Raw genomic sequence first — 15,572 nt, 5'->3', positions numbered from 1 at the left:
CTGACACGATCGCCCAACGGGGCGAGGTGGCCTGAACCTCAGCCTCTCGCGAACCCAGGACGGTTCAAGGGTGTGGCGGAGATGACCGCGCTGGCCGAACGGCACCCGCAGATCAAGGACTTCCACTTCTGGGCGCAGTTCCCTGGGGAGACGGTCGAGTCCGGGTCCGCGCGGGTGCAGTACATCGCCGACCGTGTGATCCCCGCAGTTCAGCAGCGGCTCGAGCAGAAAACTGCCGCGGTCTGATGGCCGATACCGAGAGAGCATCACTCGCGACCGAGAGGCGACATTTCATGCGTAACGAGATCTACTGGATCGTGACCGCGACCATCGAACCCGAGCACTACGACGCCTGTGTCGAGATGCTGACCCCGCTCGTGGCAGCCACTCGCGAGGAACCGGGATCGAACGCCTACGACTACAGCATCAGCAGCGACCACACCGTGATTCACATCTACGAGAGCTACCGCGACTCCGCGGCAGTGGTCACCCACGTCCAGGACACGTTCTCGAAGTTCGCGGAGGACTTCGGGCGGTTCCTCACGATCAACGCCTTCGTCGTCTACGGCTGGCCGGACGAAGCGGCGAAGGAGATCCTCGACGGGTTCGGCTCGACCTACATGACACCTTTCGTCGGCTACACGCTCTCCGACACCCGCTGAGCATCGGAACGGGGCCACGACGATTCGAGCTCCCGAGGCGTGGCGGCGATCGTTGCCGCCACGCCTCAGGAGCCTCGGGGTGGGGGTCGCGCTACTTCACGAGCATCCCGGCGTCGAGCGGCAGGCTCACCCCGGTGATGTATTTCGCGTCGTCGGAGACGAGGAAGAGCACCGCCCGGGCGATGTCGCGGGGCTGGAAGACGGTCAGGGGCAGCGCGTGCAGCCCCTGCGAGGCCTCCTCGAAATCGGCCTTCGTCGGGTTCTCGACGTCCGGCCGGAAGATCCTGAACAGCTCGTCGTTCATGATCATCAGGGTGTCCACCTGCGAGGGGTGGATCGTGTTCACCCGGATCGAGTGGGGGGCGAGCTCCTTGGCCAGCGTCTTCATCAGAGCCACTACGCCGCTCTTGGCCACGGTGTAGCAGCCGAGGCCGGCGTGGGTGTACATCGACGCGATCGAGCTGGTCAGGACCATCGCGCCACCACCGGCCTGGATCAGGTGCGGGATGGCGGCCTTGCAGGTGTTGAAAACACCAGTCAGGTTGACGTCCAGGACCTGTTGCCAATTCTCCAGAACGGTGTCCTGGATCGGTGTGGGCCCGGGCGCGATGCCGGCGTTCGCGACGACGATGTCGAGCCTGCCGAGCTCGTTGACCCCGTTCTGCAGGGCGTCCGTCAGCGCCTCGGCGTTGCGGACGTCGACCGCCGCCGTGACGATGCGCCGGTCGAGCGCCTCGACCTCCTTCGCCGTCGTGGCGAGCTCCTCCGCCGTCGCGAGCGGGTAGCCGAGGCCGAAGGCGGCATCGGCGTCGGCGACGTCGAGGGCGATGATGTCGGCGCCGGCTTTTGCCAGCTCGATCGCATGCGCGCGACCCTGTCCGCGCGCCGCGCCGGTGATGAATGCGACCTTTCCGGTCAGATCTGCCATGAGTTGCGAGGCCTCCCCGTACTGGTGCTGCTCGACATGGAGCCGCCGCTCGGGCGGCTGCCCGGCGGTTCGGCGTCCGGGCCCGTGCGGGTCGCCCGCTCACCGGGGACGCTCGGGCTCGATCTCTCGGACGGTATCGGGGAGACGGCGCGCGACGGCGTAAAAAGTCTTGACGTCCCGAAACCGTCCCAGGACGGAACATCCACCGGCCGATCGCGGCGCTACCGTCGCCTGAGCTTCGACCGACGATGGTGGGAGAGCGGATGGGTGCACGCGCCGCCTGGGAGCGGTTCCAGCTCGGCGGCTCGGACGGGGCCGGCGCTGTCGACGTCGTCGACGTCCGCCGGGAGATCCTCACCTCGTGGCGGCGGTCCCGCCTCAGCGGTGTCAACCCGCTCCGTCTCGACGTTCCGCACGAGGATGTCGATCTGGACTCCCGTTTCGCCCGTGCCGCGCGACCCGTGCTCGAGGCCGGCACCGAGCAGCTGGCTGACAGCGGACTGTGCCTGGCCGTCACCGATCGATCCGGGCGTGTGCTCTGGAGCTGGGGCCCGGATCCGGCGCGGCGGCGCAGGCTCGACGAGCTCGCGCTCTTAGAGGGCTACCGGTTCGACGAGGAGACCGCAGGTACCAACGGACTCGGCACGGCGCTGGAGGCGGATCGCATCGTCACAGTCACGGGGGAGGAGCACTTCAAGGAGGTCTTCCATCCGTTCGCCTGTGTCGCCGCGCCGGTGCACGACCCCATCACTGGCCGCGCGGTGGGCGCATTGAACGTCACCTGTCGAGCCGGCGAGCTGCACCCGCTGCTCGCGTCGGCGGTGCGGACGATGGTGCGCGACGTCCGCGAGGAGTTGCTGGCGATGTCGGGGGAGCGGGAGCGGCAACTGCTCGACCTGTTCCTCGCTGAACCCGCTCGACGAGCGACGCCTGTGATCACCATGGGTCGGGACCTTCTCATCGCCAACGATGCCGCGGCGGAGCTGCGTCTCGATCACCGCAGGCTATGGTCGCGGATCCTGGACTCCTCCGACGGAGCGACGGTGGACCTGCCGGGCTGCGACGGTCGCACAGCGTCGGTCCGGATGATCTCGGACCAGCATCGCGTGGCGGGAGCGGTTCTCGTGGTCGACGACCATGCGCGGCCACCGGAGACCCTGGCCCCGGACGTCACCGAGACGCTGGCCGATGCCGTGGAACGGTGTGGTGCGGCCACCCTGCGGGGTGAGCCGGGGACGGGGAAGCGCCACGTCGCCTGTTGGGTGCTCGCGGACCGTGGGCACCCGTGCGCCGAGGTCGTCGACGCCGCGGACATCGTCGCGTCGGGCCTGGGGGAGTGGTGTCGGCGGTTGGGCCGTGCGCTGGACGAGGTGGCACCGGTCCTGCTGACCCATCTCGAGACAATCGACCCCGACGCCCTGGCCGGCGTCACCTCGATTCTCAACCGGTCGCGGCGGGGCCCCGTGGTGGCGACGTGGGTCGCGTCCGACACGACGTCGCCGGGACGGCTCAGTGGTCTGCTCGCCGCCATCGGTGGGCCGGTCGTTCACGTCGCACCGCTGCGTACCAGGCCCGGTGACGTCGCAGCGCTCGCACAGGCGGCTCTACCGGCGTCCACGTCGCTGCTTCCGGAGGTCGCCGAGCTGCTCACCGAGCACCACTGGCCCGGCAACATCGCTGAACTGCACCACGAGGTCCGGACCGCGGCGGCAGCGGCGGGGCACGGTCCGATCCGCCCCGAACACCTGCCTCCCTATCTGCGGTCGGGGCGCCGTCTCTCACCGCTGGAGCGGGCGGAGGCGGGGGTGATCGCCGAGATGCTCGCGGCGAGCGCCGGGAACAAGACGGAAGCTGCGCGCAGGCTCGGCATCACCCGGCCGACCCTCTACGCTCGGATGCGCACGTACCGACTCTGAGTGGGCGGCGCTCGGTATCGGCCGGGCACCCTCTACCTCAGGATGCGCGAGTTCGGGATCACCTGACCCGTCCCACGGCCATGTCCCAGGCCGGACGGTGCGGTGGACGCTGGCCTACGCGCCACCGATTCCTGTCGTGTAACCCGTAGGGCGTCACGTGCGTGCAGCGATGTCGGGAGGCGCGGGAAGGGTGGCGAGCATGCTCGCAAGGGGAGCGGAGGAGTTCTCGGGTCGCCACACGACAGCGAGATCCACCCGTTGCTCTGCCCCTTCCAGGCGGCGGAGTACGACGCCGGCGCGGTTCAGCGCGGCGACGGACGCGGGAACGATGGCGAGTCCGATCCCCGCCGCGACGAGACCGAGCACAGTCTGCATCAGCCACACCCCGCGTTGTGCGACGTGCGGGGTGACGCCGGCGTCCGCGAACGCGGCGTCGATGGCGGCGTGCAGGCCGGGGACGTCATGTCGTTCGGGCAACACGAACGCCTCATCGGCGAGATCCGTGAGCGCAACGCTCGAACTGGCCGCGGCCCGGTGGTGGTCGGGCAGCGCGAGGAGCAGTTCCTCGGACGCAAGCCGCTGGTGGGCGAGCTCGGGTTCGTCGATGGGAAGGTAGAGGACGGCGACATCGAGGCTCCGATCGTGCAGGGCGCGAATCAGGGCGTCGGGGGCGCGCTCGCGCAGGGTCATCTCGACGTCCGGGTGGCCGGCTCGGAAGTCCCGGATCACGTCGGCGAGTACACCGTTGATCGCCGACGGGACGAAACCCACCGACAGCTGCCCCACGGAACCCTGCGCGATCCGGCGCACCAACCTGGTCGTGTCGTCGGGGTCGGTGAGAAGGCGGCGCGCCTCGGGTAGCAGTGCGGCGCCGGCTGCGGTCAGGCGGACGCTGCGGCGGGACCGGTCGAACAGCGTGGCATCCATCTCCTTCTCCAGCAGAGCGATCTGCTGGCTCAACGGGGGCTGGGCCATGTGGAGCCGCTCGGCGGCCCGAGTGAAACTGAGTTCCTCCGCGACGGCGACGAAGTAGACGAGCCGTCGATACCGCACCGAGCGCCCTTGTAGCGCTTGTCGACGGATTCGGTCCATTCCGCGCGGGCCTCCGCGGCGCGGCGGGAGAAGGTGGTGTCGAGCACGGGAGCCTCCTGGTCAGACGATCTTCTTGGCTCTGAGCTCCGCGATGGTGGCGGGAGCGATGCCGAGTTCCCCCAGCAGAGCGTCGGTGTCGTGGCCCAGCGCGGTGCCCAGCCAGCGGACAGCCCCGGGTGTGCGGGAGAGCCGGAACATCACCTCAGGCATGCGGACCGGGCCGAGCTGGGGATGGTCGAAGGTCCCGATCGCGCCGATCGCCTCGTACTGCGGGTCGGTGAGGATGTCGGCCGCCGAGTGGACGGGCGCCACCGGAACGCCGGCCGCGCGGCAGGCATCCACCGCGTCGGCCGCGGTGCGGGCGGCGAACCAGGGCACGATCGCGGCGTCGATCTCGTCGGTGTGGGCGCGGCGGCCGTTGGCGTGGGCGAACCACGGTTGTTCGGCGAGCTCGGGGGCGCCCATCAGCGTGACGACCTTCGACGCGGTGGACGCGGTGCTGGCCGAGAGCGCGACCCAGGCGTCGTCCTTGGTGCGGTACATGCCGCGCGGGGCGTTCATCTCCGCCTGGTTGCCGGTGCGCTGCAGGGTCCGGCCGAGCTGGTCCTGGGTGATCAGCTGGGGTTCCAGCAGGGTGAGCAGCGGTTCGATGATCGACAGGTCGACCTCCTGGCCCCTGCCGCTGGAGGATCGCTCGTAGAGCGCGGTGAGGATCCCGAGCGCGGTGGCGATGCCGGTGACGCCGTCGGCCAGGCCGAACGGCGGCAGGTGCGGCTCGGCGTCCGGGTCGCCGTTGCGGAAGGCGAAGCCGGACATGGTCTCGCCCATCGTGCCGAAGCCGGGTTCGTCCCGCTGCGGGCCGGTGCGGCCGAACCCGCTGACGTGCGCGACCACCAGCCCGGGATTGCCGGCGGCGAGCTCGTCGTAACCCAGCCCCCAGCGTTCCATCGTGCCGGGCCGGAAGTTCTCGACGACGACGTCGGCCGTGGCGGCCAGGGTGCGGAAGATCTCCTGGCCCTCCTCGCTACCCAGGTAGAGGGTGACGCTCTTCTTGTTGCGCCCCAGCATCAGCCACCACAGCGGCACGCCGTCGCGGTCGGGGCCGTGGTGGCGGGCCGGGTCGCCGTGCAGCGGATGTTCGATCTTGATCACTTCCGCTCCGAGGTCCCCGAGGATCATCGCGGCGAGCGGCGCGGCGATCACGGTCGAGATGTCGAGGACTCGGACGCCGGCCAGCGGGAGCGACCCTTGGGGGCCCGTCATGGCGCGACCACCCGGAACACCGGGAAGCTGACGGTCTCGTCGTCCTCGAAGTCGACCTGCAGCCGGGCGCCGATCGTCAGGGCGTCCACGTCGGTGCCGACGACGGTGGACGTCAGCCGCGGCCCCTCGTCGAGCTCGACGATCGCGATCACGTACGGGACGCGGTCGGCGAGCTTCCGGTGCGTGGCCCGGCGGGCGACGGTGTAGCTGTACAGCGTGCCCGAGCCCGACGCCGGCTCCCACTCGAGGCGCGTCGACCCGCAGGCCGGGCACCCCGGACGCGGGTAGAACACCGCCGCCGAGCACGCGGCGCAGCGCTGGAGCACCAGCTCGTGCCGGGCGCAGGCGTCCCAGAACGGCCGGCTGACGGGGGAGGGGTGCGGGGTGGGCCTGCTCATGACACGACCCCGAGCACCACGCTGGCCTGCTCGCTCATGATCCCGCCGTTGCCGTGGACGAACGCATGGCGCAGGTCGCGGACCTGCCGCCCCCCGCCGCGGCCCTGCAGCTGCAGGACGGCCTCGGTGACATGGCTCATCCCGCCCGCCACGTCGGACTGGCCGAACGAGAGCTGCCCGCCGTGGGTGTTGAGCGGGAACGATCCGCGCCAGGTCAGGTCGTGCTCGTCGACGAACGCGGCGGCCTTCCCCTTGGGGCAGAACCCGGCGTCCTCCAGCGTGAGCAGGACGGTGCTGGTGTAGCAGTCGTAGACCGACGCCAGCCCGATCGCGGAGCGCTCGACGCCCGCGTTCGCGAAGGCCCGATCGGCTGACTGCCGGATCGCCGTGTCGGTCAGCGAGGGGGCGTACGTGATCGTCTTGTGCGTGATCGCCTCGCCCGCACCGAGGATCGCCACCCCCGGGTGCGCCGACCGCCCGACCAGGTCGCCGCGCACGACGACCACCCCGGCCGCCCCGCCGGTGGGGAGGACGCAGTCGAGCTTCCGCAACGGGTCGGCGATCCGCTCGGAGGTCATCACCTCGTCGATCTCCAGCGGCCGCCCGGAGAAGTACGCCTTGGGCTGGTGCGCGGCGTTGGCCCGCTGGGCGACGGCGACCTTCGCCCGGGCCCGGGCGGTGTCGCCGTAGAGGTGCTCGTAGCGCATGGCGATCATGGCGTAGCCCTCGGTGGCCCCGATGTTGCCGTAGGGCACCTCGAACTCGCGCCACGGCGACAGGTCGGCCGTGCGCCGGGTGGGGGCGCCCGCCACGGCGCCGGACGTGGTGCGGGGCACGGCGGTGAGGCACAGGCACACCGAGCACATGCCGGCCTCGATCGCGGCCGCGGCGCGCCACAGCATGCCCACGGCGCTGGCGCCGCCCAGGTCGACGCTGTCGGCGTAGCCCAGGCGCAGGCCGAGGTACTCGCCGACGGTGGAGGGGATCAGGCGGCTGGCCGTGTCCATCGGGTGGGTCAGCAGGCCGTCGACGTGCTCGGGGCCGAGGCCGGCGTCGGCGAGGGCCTCGACCGCGACCGCCGCGGACAGCGTCAGGTCGGTCTCGTCGCCGGTGTCGCGCGCGGGCGCCAGCTCGGCCACGCCGACGATTGAAGGTGGGGGGCTCATCGGCCGAACCTCGGGGAGCGCTTCTCGATCGGGGCCCGGACGCCCTCGCCGTAGTCGGGGTGGCGCATCAGCTCTCCGATCAGTTCCTTGCTCCGGTCCACCGAGGCCGCGGGGCTCGACGCCAGCAGGTCGTCGTAGAGCTGGCGCTTGGTGGTGGTGAGGGCGTTGGGGGACAGCGCCGCCAGCATCTCGGCGTACTCGCTGACCGCGCCGTCGAACTCGTCGGGACCGAGGACCTTGGTGAAGAAGCCCATCGCTCCGAGCTCCTGGGCCGCCACGATCCGGCCGGACAGCAGGACGTCGGCGGCGTTGGTCAGCCCGATCAGCCGCGGCAGGATCCACGACAGCCCGTACTCGACGGGCATGGCCAACTTCGCCGTGGCGGTGGTGATCTTGGCGTCGAGCATGCCGAACCGGATGTCGGAGTAGGCCGCCATCGCCAGCGCGACCCCGGCACAGGCTCCGTTGACGGCGCAGATCAGAGGGAAGCGCAGCCCCAGCTGCCAGCTGACGTCGGCGTCGAACTCCGGTCGCACGCCGTATCCGGGGTTCGCGACCTCCTCGCGCAGGCCGCCGTCGTAACCGTCGCCGCCGACGTAGGAGCTCAGCGCCTGGGTGTCCGCGCCGACGCAGAACGCCCGGCCGGCGCCGGTCAGGACGGCCACGCGCACGCGCTCGTCGCGCTCCAGCTCGGCCATGATCCAGCGGTACTCCGCGTGCATGCGCCCGGTCCACGAGTTGCCGCGGTCCGGTCGGTTCAGCGTGACCGTGGCGACGCCGGTGTCGGAGACGTCGACGGTCGTGACCTTCAGGTCCATGTCAGGCACTCCGGGTCACGCCCTCTGCCGCTCGTCGCGGCCCAGCTCGCCGAGCACGTCGTCGGTGTCGGCACCGAGCACCGGGGACAACGCTCCGGTACCTGGCCGGTCGCCGTCGACGAGCAGCGGGGAGGCCAGGTTGCGGACCCGGCCGACGGTGGGATGGACGGACTCGTAGACGAGGCCACGGCCCGTCACGAGGGGGGACTCCAGCGCGACCTTGAGCGAGTTGACCGGGGCCGCGGGGACGCCCGCGGCGGTGAGGTCGCGGACCCAGGACGCGACGTCCGCGCCGGCGAGCCGCTCGGTGAGCACAGCGTCGAGCGCGGCCTCGTTCTGCTTGCGCAGGTGCGCGTCGGCGAACCGGTCGTCCGGCGGAATCCCGAGCACCGCGGTCAGGGCGGCCCAGCGCTCCTCGCGCACCGCCGAGAGCACCAGCCAGCCGTCCGGGGCGCGGTACCGGCCCTACGGCGCGGCGTCCCGGGCCCTGCTCCCGGTCCGGGTGGTGTCCGCCTCGCCGAGGAAGTGCCGCTGTGCGACGTCGGAGAGCAGCCCGATGAGGACGTCGTGCAGCGCCAGGTCCACCCAGCAGCCCTGCCCGTCCCGTCTGCGTCCGGCCAGTCCGGCCAGCACCGCGACGGCGAGGTACAGCCCGCCGGCCACGTCCCCGATGGGGACACCGATCCGGACGGGCCGCTCGTCGGTGTCGCCGGTGAGCTCGATCATCCCGGCCATGGCCTGGTTGACCAGGTCGAAGGAGATCTTGTCCTGCAACGGGCCGGTGGCCCCGAACCCCGACAGGGAGCAGAAGACGAGCCCCGGGCGGCGCACGGCGAGGGTCTCGTGGTCGAGCCCGAGCCGGGCCATGACACCCGGCCGGAAGTTCTCCACGAGGACGTCGGCGCCGTCGATCAGCTCGAGCAGGACGGCGCGGCCCTCTGCGCGCTGAGGTCGAGCGCGACGCTGCGCTTGCCGCGGTTGAGCGACATGAAGTACGCGCTCTCCTCCCCCCACATCGGCAGGTTGCGGCGTGTCGGGTCGCCGATGCGAGGCTCCTCGACCTTCACGACGTCGGCGCCCAGGTCCGCCAGCACCTCGGTGGCGCACGGCCCGGCGAACATCCTCGTCAGGTCGATCACCCGGATGCCGGCCAGCGGGGGAGCAGGGGTCGCAGGCCGGCGGTCGCGGGTGTCCAGGCCGGCGAGTACCTCCGCTGTGTCCGCTCCCGCCCCGCGCACCTCGCCGGGCTTCGGCCGGAAGGTGGCGCCGTCCGGGGCGCGGAACCGGAACGGTGAGCCGACGGTGCGCAGGGTGGTGCCGTCCGGGGCGGTCAGCGTCGGCGTCATCCCCCGCGCGACCGTGTGCGGAAGCGTCACCGCACCCTCCAGGGTGAGCACCGGGCCGGCCGGCACGTCCGCGGCGGCGAAGATCGCGACCCACTCGTCGACCGTGCGTTCGCGCAGGATCGGCACGAACTCCGCCAGGAGCTCCTGCCTGGCCCGTAGCCGGCGCGAGAAGCTGTGGTACCGGTCGTCGCGGGCGAGGTCCTCGCGGCCGGCGGCCGTGGCGAAGTTGCGCCAGAACTGTGAGGTGAACGGCGCCACGACGACCTCGCCGTCGGCCGCCTCGAACGAGTTGTAGGGGAAGATCGTGGAATGGCCGGTGCCGACCCGGGACGGCACCTCACCGTCGGCGAAGTACCCCACCGCCATGTAGCTGAGCAGGGCGACCGCCACGTCGATCTTCGCGACCTCGACGCGGCGGGGGCCGCCGGCCACCAGCCCGGCCAGGATGCCGACCACCGCGAAGACCCCGGTGCCGAGGTCGGCGACCGGGATGCCGGACTCGCTGGGTGGGCCCCCCTCGAACCCGGTGAGGTCCATGTTTCCGGACAGGGCCTGCACGAGCAGGTCCTCCGACCCCGGATCGGCGACGGGCCGGCTCCCGGCGTCGCCGAAGGGGCTGATCGTGCAGTGGACGACCTGCTGCAGGACGGCGCGTTCCGGGCCGGCGCAGCGCCAGGAGCCGTCCTCGTCGACGACGACGTCGGACCAGCCCACCAGGCGTGCGAGGGCACCGGCCCCGGGGTCGGCCGACACCGAGCGCTTGCCCCGGTCGAACGCCAGCCGTGCGGCGTCGTCCGGCTCTCCGCCGGACTCGACCTTGACGACGTCCGCACCGAGGTCGGCCAGGATCGCGGCGGCGAACGCACCCGCGCGGTGGGTGCCGATCTCCAGCACGCGGACCCCGTGCAGCGGGGCCTTCCCGGTGTCGCTCACTCAGCTCCGTCCTGGGCATGAACCGTGCGATCGTTCGCACGTCACGTTCGGCGTGTCAAGGTCTGCTCCGTCCCTCGATGCGCGACAGCTGTTCGGGAAAACCGAACACATGGAGGACAGCTATGGGCATGCCGCCGGGATCGCCCACACGACCGAGAAGTGCGAGAACGAGGTCACGGTGGGCCGAGCGCGTTCGGATAGCGTGACCACTGTGGACCTGGATGTCGGGAACCCGGACGTGGGGAACGCAGCCGTCGGGCGCCGCGTGCGTGCCGCGCGGGAGTCGGCGGGCCTCAGCCTCCGCGCGCTCGCCCGGTCGGTCGGGGTCGGCCCCGCCACGCTGAGTGAGCTGGAGACGGGGAAGACCCGGATGAGCGTGGTCCGGCTGGGCCGCATCGCGGCCGCACTGGGCCGGTCCATGGAGGACATCCTGGCGGCCGAGGAGCCGCCGGTCACCGCGCCACGGGTGGACGTCGGCGACGGTGACTGGCGGCACTACCGGCCGCTGTACGTCGACCCGGTGCTCGAGGCCGCCACGGCCGTGTTCCTGCGCACCGGGTACCACGGGGCATCGGTCCGGGACGTGGCCGCGGAGTCGGGCCTGTCGGTGTCGGGGATCTACCACTACCACGCCAGCAAGCAGGTCATGCTGCAGCGCATCCTCGATCTCGGGATGGACGACCTGCTGTGGCGCTGTCGTGCCGCCGTGGCCGCAGGGGGCGACGAGGTCGAGCGGTTCTGCTTCCTCGTCGAGACGATGGCGCTGTTCCACACCCACCGCCGCGAGATCGGGTTCCTCGCGGCGAGCGAGATGCGCAGCCTCGACCCCGCCGCGCGCTCCGCGATGACCGCACGTCGACAGGTGCAGCAGCGCCTCGTCGACGCCGAGGTGGCGGCCGGGGTGGAGAGCGGGCGCTTCCGCACCCCGTTCGCCCGCGAGGCGTCCCGCGCTGTCGTGACGATGTGCAAGTCCATCGCCGAGTGGTACCGGCCCGCCGGTCCGCTGGCGCCGGAGGACGTGGCCTGGCGCTACGTGCGGCTCGCCCTCGGGATGGTCGAGCACACCGGCTCGACGGGGGCGGGCCTGCCGACGACGCCGTGAGCGGGCGACGCGCCGTCGCCGGGGCGGTGCTGCTCGACCTGGCCGTGAGCCCGTTGTTCGCATGGGACGTCTTCACCGGCTCGCTGCGCCGGGATCTCGGAGCCGGCGACACGCTCCTGGCGGGTGTCTTCTCGGTCGGCCTGGCGGCCTTCATGGTCGGGGTGCTCGTCGGCGGGCGGCTCGCCGACCTGGTCGCGGCCCGGAGGCTGGCGCTGGTCACCCTGGTGGGCACGGTGGCCGGCCTGCTCGGCTGCGCGGCCGCGACGTCCGTGCTCGCGCTGGTCCTGGCCTTCGGCGTCGTGCTCGGCGGCTCGACCGGGCTCGGCTACGCGACGGCGGTGCGGGTGGCGGGCACCGTGGCGTCGCGGCGCGGTCTCGCGATGGGTCTGGTGGTGAGCGCCTACGCGCTGGGCACGGCGGTCCTCGCCCCCGTGGCCGCGGCCCTGCTCGGGGCGGTCGGCCGGGCCTGGACCTTCGTGCTGGTGGCCGGCGTGATGGGTGGCGTGCTCGCGGTGGCGGCGGCGCTCGTTCCCGGAGAGCCATCCGACCCGCATCCGCGGGCCCGCCGGAGTCGCGGTCGCCCGGGTCGGGCCGTCGTCGCACTCTGGGCGGCCTTCGGACTGGGCGCGGCCCCGGCTCTCGCGGCCTTCGCGCAGGCCGGGGCACTGGCGGGAAGCCCGGACGCCGTGGCGGTGGCTGTGGGAGTGCTCGCCGTCGGCAACGTCGTCGGGCGGCTCGTCGCCGGGCCCCTGTCGGACCGGGTGGGCCGCTCGGCGGCGTTGCACGGCAACTGCGCGGTGCTGCTCCTCGCGTGCCTCCCCCTGGCTGCGGGATCGGGCGGTCCGGTCGCGCTCGTCGCGTTGCTCCTGCTCGGGACGCAGTACGGCGCGCTGTCGGCGTTGGTCCCCGCGGCGACGGCGGACGTGGTGCCGCGGGAGCGGTTCGGCACGGCCTACGGACTGGTCTTCACCGGCTGGGGGCTCGCGGGCCTGCTGGCTCCGGTCGCCGCCGCGTCGGGTGCGGCCGGCATCGGCTATCCGGGCGTGTACCGATGCTTCCTCGCCGTTGCGGTGCTGTCGTGGGCGTGTGTGGCGGCCTACTCGCGATCTCTCCACGGCAGGCCGCACCGCGATGGAGACGTGGTGGCCGACAGCGACGGATGACAGCAACGGTGCGGACCGCTGGTCGATGTGGCCCCGTACGCCGGAGTCTGCTTCCCCACGTCAGCGACGGTGTCGGACGAGGACAAAGGTGCCAGCCGAGCCTGGGGGTCAAGGGGGCGCAGGTTCACATCCTGTCGTCCCGACGGCCGGAACGGGCGGTTCCCTTCGACGGGGGAGCCGCCCGTTCTGCATTCTGAACTGCGGAAACGTCGGGCTCTGAAGATCTTGCTGTCACGACGACCGGATCACGGATGAGCGCCATAGTTGATCTTCTTGGGATCAGTATGGGACCACGGCGCACTTGACTCGCCGTCAGACGGCGCCGGAGTCGAGGGTGTCGGCCGCCACTTCGAGCGTGCGGCGAATCGCAGCGGCACCCGGCGGACCGTTCCCGCCACGGCCGCACGCGACGCCGAGACGGCGCCGTCGGTCGCGGCTACGGGCCGGCACGATCGCGAGCGTCTGGTCGTCGGTGATGGTCGACAGACGGTGTGCGCTGGCCGGAGTCCGCAAGGTCTCACGCTGCGTTGCTCCCGGGCCTGTCGCGCGCCGCTCCCGTGAACGGACGGCGATCTGTCAACGTGTTCGCCCGGACCTGGGACGGGATTCGGCAGGCAGGGCCCTTCAGCAGTGCCCTGTCTCAGCTGGACAACGAGACCACGATCTTCTATCTGCACGACCCATCGGCTACGAATGGTGACGCAGGGCACTGTGACGGCGGTAACGCCACGGTCGGTCCCGCTTCCGGGGCCACCGGAGCGGGCGGCAGTGATCCATCACGTTCAAGGAGGAACCGGTATGGCCGACGTTCTGGCCGAGGGCTACAACGTCTTCGACACGAAGAAGTCCCCCAGCGGGACGGTGAAGTACCTGTCCTCTCCTGCGGATGTCATCACCCTGATCCAGTCCGGGAAGCTCCAGGAGCACATCCTGCTGGTCCGCGGCGGGACGACGACCTTCCTCGCGCCGGCGCTCAGCATGGGCGCGATCGGTGTGATCACGATGTCGGGCGCGCCGGAGTCGCACCTGGGGATCCTGTCGCGCGAGTTCCAGACGCCGTGCGTGATGACCGCGTATCTCACCTCCAGCGACTCCCGGTACTCGGTCGGCGCCACGCCGGAGTCGCATTTCGTGGAGATCGCGGAGCAACTCGACGGGAAGAAGGTCCGGCTCGACTGCACCGACGACGAGGTCGGCCGCATCGTCGCCCTCGACTGATCCCGCACCGAGCACCCGAACCCCGCCTCACGGACAGGAGTACACAGCAGTGACGACGACCGACGGCAAGCGCGCGACGTACAAGCAGCGGTACGAGCCCGGCGACGACGGCCTCCGCTTCCAGGACCTCACCTACACCGGCAACTTCGTCGGTCTCGAACCGGTCACCGACGGCATCAAGGGCGACAAGATGCTCAAGGAGCGCGCCCAGTCGGGCGTTCTGGAGAAGGTGTCGAAGGAGGACGTCCTCAAGGACCAGTTCACGATCCCCGAGCTCAACGACCTCAACAACTACCTGGCGTGGAACATCTGGGACGTGCTCGTCATGCGCGCCACGGAGGGCGTCAGCGGCATGATCCCGCGCCAGGAGTACGAGATCCTGGCCTTCATGCACGAGTTCTATCGCTGGCCGGAGATCCTGCGCATGACGACCAACGAGGTCGGCGCCCAGGGCCTGCTGGACATCGGGGCGAGCGCACGCAGGGAGATCGGCACCAAGATCAACTCTGTGCATGACTGGTGCATCGGCGCGGTCGGGTTCGGCATGGGCCGGTGCGGCCTGCTCGCTCTCGAGGTGATCGGCCCGGACGACTACGTGGCCGAGTCCAACGAGATCCTCAAGTTCATGCAGCGGATCCTGTGGGGCAAGCGGCAGGACGGCTACATCCTCAACTCGCAGGACCGCTACCGCTGCCAGATCCACGAGGACGACTTCCTTCAGCAGCTGGTCGCGCAGGTCGAGCCCCTCGAGGCGGACAGCCCCAAGCACCACGCGTTCACGCAGTTCAACGCGGCCACCGAGCTGTTGGCGTTCCTGCACCACTACGACAACCGGCTGGGCCTGGGCGACACCGGCCCGTACGAGTTGCCGGACGGGAACCTGCTGATCCTGCGCGACCTCTTCGTCAACGAGGAGATCTACCACTGGTCGGACGTCAGCGCGGACGCCAAGCTGCCGTACTCCTACACGCTCGCGATGATCATCGACCCGGAGCAGATGGGCCTGCAGGAGATCCGGGTCAACGACATCTCCACCACCTTCACCCGCCCGAAGAACTACGTCCAGGCGATCATCGGTGGGGCGGTGTTCGCCCGCGAGAAGTGGGACACCCCCATGGGCGAGGTGTACCCGATCAAGATCGACGACCTCGCCGAGCACCTCGGCCGGGTCCAGCAGGCGACGCTGAAGCTCTACACGAAGACGTCGAAGATGTGCCGGCGCGACCTCATCTGGAACGGCCAGTACGTCTACTACATCGACATGATCCTCCCGCACCTGCGCAAGGCCGGCACGTACGAGAAGGCCTGCGTCGACTACGACCTGTGGGAGATCGACCAGCGGGTCGCGAACTACTACTACGACATCACCAAGCGCGGCTTCGCGCAGGAGACCGTGCCCAGCAAGATCTTCTCGGGTGCCGGGTACCTGCCGTTCTCGGACAAGGCGGATCTGCGCAGCTCGAAGGGCCGGGTCCTCTGACCCGTTCCTGACCGACCCGACGAGCCGACCCACCGGGCGGCGCGGCCATCGCGCCGCGCCGCCCGGTCCCCTGTGCTGCCTCGTGAC

The 15,572-nt window shown here is 71.0% G+C and carries 13 protein-coding genes and 1 pseudogene; 7 read left to right on the top strand and 7 right to left on the bottom strand.

Annotation, left to right across the window (positions count from 1 at the left end):
- Nucleotides 1-81 precede the first annotated feature (81 nt).
- Nucleotides 82-246 (top strand): hypothetical protein, encoded by a 165-nt coding sequence (locus tag BGP03_RS33140; RefSeq protein ID WP_299738705.1) that lies wholly within the window; start codon nt 82-84, stop codon nt 244-246.
- 47 nt (nt 247-293) lie between these two features.
- Nucleotides 294-662: an antibiotic biosynthesis monooxygenase gene (locus tag BGP03_RS33135; RefSeq protein WP_298796184.1), complete on the top strand. Its 369-nt coding sequence runs from the start codon at nt 294-296 to the stop codon at nt 660-662.
- A gap of 91 nt (nt 663-753) precedes the next feature.
- Here BGP03_RS33135 and BGP03_RS33130 read toward each other — a convergent pair whose 3' ends face one another.
- Nucleotides 754-1,590 carry a mycofactocin-coupled SDR family oxidoreductase gene (locus BGP03_RS33130; protein WP_298796186.1) on the bottom strand — a complete coding sequence of 279 codons (837 nt, stop codon included), beginning with the start codon at nt 1,588-1,590 and terminating at the stop codon, nt 754-756.
- Between the two features lie 263 nt (nt 1,591-1,853).
- Here BGP03_RS33130 and BGP03_RS33125 point away from each other — a divergent pair, with 263 nt between their 5' ends.
- Nucleotides 1,854-3,506, top strand: coding sequence for a helix-turn-helix domain-containing protein (locus BGP03_RS33125; protein WP_298796188.1), 1,653 nt, complete (start codon nt 1,854-1,856; stop codon nt 3,504-3,506).
- 153 nt (nt 3,507-3,659) lie between these two features.
- Here BGP03_RS33125 and BGP03_RS33120 read toward each other — a convergent pair whose 3' ends face one another.
- The 6 genes and pseudogenes from BGP03_RS33120 to BGP03_RS33095 all read right to left on the bottom strand — a co-directional run bounded on the left by BGP03_RS33120 (nt 3,660) and on the right by BGP03_RS33095 (nt 10,522).
- Nucleotides 3,660-4,559: a LysR substrate-binding domain-containing protein gene (locus BGP03_RS33120; RefSeq protein WP_298796190.1), complete on the bottom strand. Its 900-nt coding sequence runs from the start codon at nt 4,557-4,559 to the stop codon at nt 3,660-3,662.
- A 99-nt stretch (nt 4,560-4,658) separates the two neighbouring features.
- Nucleotides 4,659-5,861, bottom strand: a complete 1,203-nt coding sequence (locus BGP03_RS33115; RefSeq protein WP_298796192.1) for a CoA transferase — start codon at nt 5,859-5,861, stop codon at nt 4,659-4,661.
- Nucleotides 5,858-6,259 (bottom strand): OB-fold domain-containing protein, encoded by a 402-nt coding sequence (locus BGP03_RS33110; protein ID WP_298796194.1) that lies wholly within the window; start codon nt 6,257-6,259, stop codon nt 5,858-5,860. Before BGP03_RS33110 ends, BGP03_RS33115 begins: the two co-directional genes overlap by 4 nt.
- Entirely contained in the window at nt 6,256-7,425 is a 1,170-nt protein-coding gene (locus BGP03_RS33105; protein WP_298796196.1) for a thiolase family protein, read from the bottom strand. Before BGP03_RS33105 ends, BGP03_RS33110 begins: the two co-directional genes overlap by 4 nt.
- Nucleotides 7,422-8,243 carry an enoyl-CoA hydratase-related protein gene (locus BGP03_RS33100; RefSeq protein ID WP_298796199.1) on the bottom strand — a complete coding sequence of 274 codons (822 nt, stop codon included), beginning with the start codon at nt 8,241-8,243 and terminating at the stop codon, nt 7,422-7,424. The genes BGP03_RS33105 and BGP03_RS33100 overlap by 4 nt, the downstream gene beginning before the upstream one ends.
- A 15-nt stretch (nt 8,244-8,258) precedes the next feature.
- Nucleotides 8,259-10,522, bottom strand: a pseudogene (locus BGP03_RS33095) (CoA transferase).
- Between the two features lie 211 nt (nt 10,523-10,733).
- Here BGP03_RS33095 and BGP03_RS33090 point away from each other — a divergent pair.
- The 4 genes from BGP03_RS33090 (at nt 10,734) to BGP03_RS33075 (ending at nt 15,485) form a co-directional block, all read left to right on the top strand.
- On the top strand, nt 10,734-11,624 hold the full coding sequence (locus BGP03_RS33090; protein WP_298796204.1) for a helix-turn-helix domain-containing protein: 891 nt from the start codon (nt 10,734-10,736) through the stop codon (nt 11,622-11,624).
- Nucleotides 11,621-12,787 (top strand): MFS transporter, encoded by a 1,167-nt coding sequence (locus tag BGP03_RS33085; RefSeq protein WP_298796206.1) that lies wholly within the window; start codon nt 11,621-11,623, stop codon nt 12,785-12,787. Before BGP03_RS33090 ends, BGP03_RS33085 begins: the two co-directional genes overlap by 4 nt.
- 798 nt (nt 12,788-13,585) lie before the next feature.
- Nucleotides 13,586-14,005, top strand: a complete 420-nt coding sequence (locus tag BGP03_RS33080) for a PEP-utilizing enzyme (protein WP_296370389.1) — start codon at nt 13,586-13,588, stop codon at nt 14,003-14,005.
- Nucleotides 14,006-14,054: 49 nt separating this feature from the next.
- On the top strand, nt 14,055-15,485 hold the full coding sequence (locus BGP03_RS33075) for a hypothetical protein (protein ID WP_296370387.1): 1,431 nt from the start codon (nt 14,055-14,057) through the stop codon (nt 15,483-15,485).
- Nucleotides 15,486-15,572 lie beyond the last annotated feature (87 nt).

Origin of the sequence: Pseudonocardia sp. 73-21 (genome assembly GCF_001899645.1) — a bacterium.
In the GTDB taxonomy this organism is placed as follows: Bacteria; Actinomycetota; Actinomycetes; order Mycobacteriales; family Pseudonocardiaceae; genus Pseudonocardia.
This window is presented reverse-complemented; position numbering and strand designations above follow the sequence as displayed.

What these genes read in the sequence shown, in the direction of transcription:
- BGP03_RS33140 (WP_299738705.1), top strand. Translation starts at nt 82, where the DNA reads ATGACCGCGCTGGCCGAACGGCACCCGCAGATCAAGGACTTCCACTTC.
- BGP03_RS33135 (WP_298796184.1), top strand. Translation starts at nt 294, where the DNA reads ATGCGTAACGAGATCTACTGGATCGTGACCGCGACCATCGAACCCGAG.
- BGP03_RS33130 (WP_298796186.1), bottom strand. Translation starts at nt 1,590, where the DNA reads ATGGCAGATCTGACCGGAAAGGTCGCATTCATCACCGGCGCGGCGCGC.
- BGP03_RS33125 (WP_298796188.1), top strand. Translation starts at nt 1,854, where the DNA reads ATGGGTGCACGCGCCGCCTGGGAGCGGTTCCAGCTCGGCGGCTCGGAC.
- BGP03_RS33115 (WP_298796192.1), bottom strand. Translation starts at nt 5,861, where the DNA reads ATGACGGGCCCCCAAGGGTCGCTCCCGCTGGCCGGCGTCCGAGTCCTC.
- BGP03_RS33110 (WP_298796194.1), bottom strand. Translation starts at nt 6,259, where the DNA reads ATGAGCAGGCCCACCCCGCACCCCTCCCCCGTCAGCCGGCCGTTCTGG.
- BGP03_RS33105 (WP_298796196.1), bottom strand. Translation starts at nt 7,425, where the DNA reads ATGAGCCCCCCACCTTCAATCGTCGGCGTGGCCGAGCTGGCGCCCGCG.
- BGP03_RS33100 (WP_298796199.1), bottom strand. Translation starts at nt 8,243, where the DNA reads ATGGACCTGAAGGTCACGACCGTCGACGTCTCCGACACCGGCGTCGCC.
- BGP03_RS33080 (WP_296370389.1), top strand. Translation starts at nt 13,586, where the DNA reads ATGGCCGACGTTCTGGCCGAGGGCTACAACGTCTTCGACACGAAGAAG.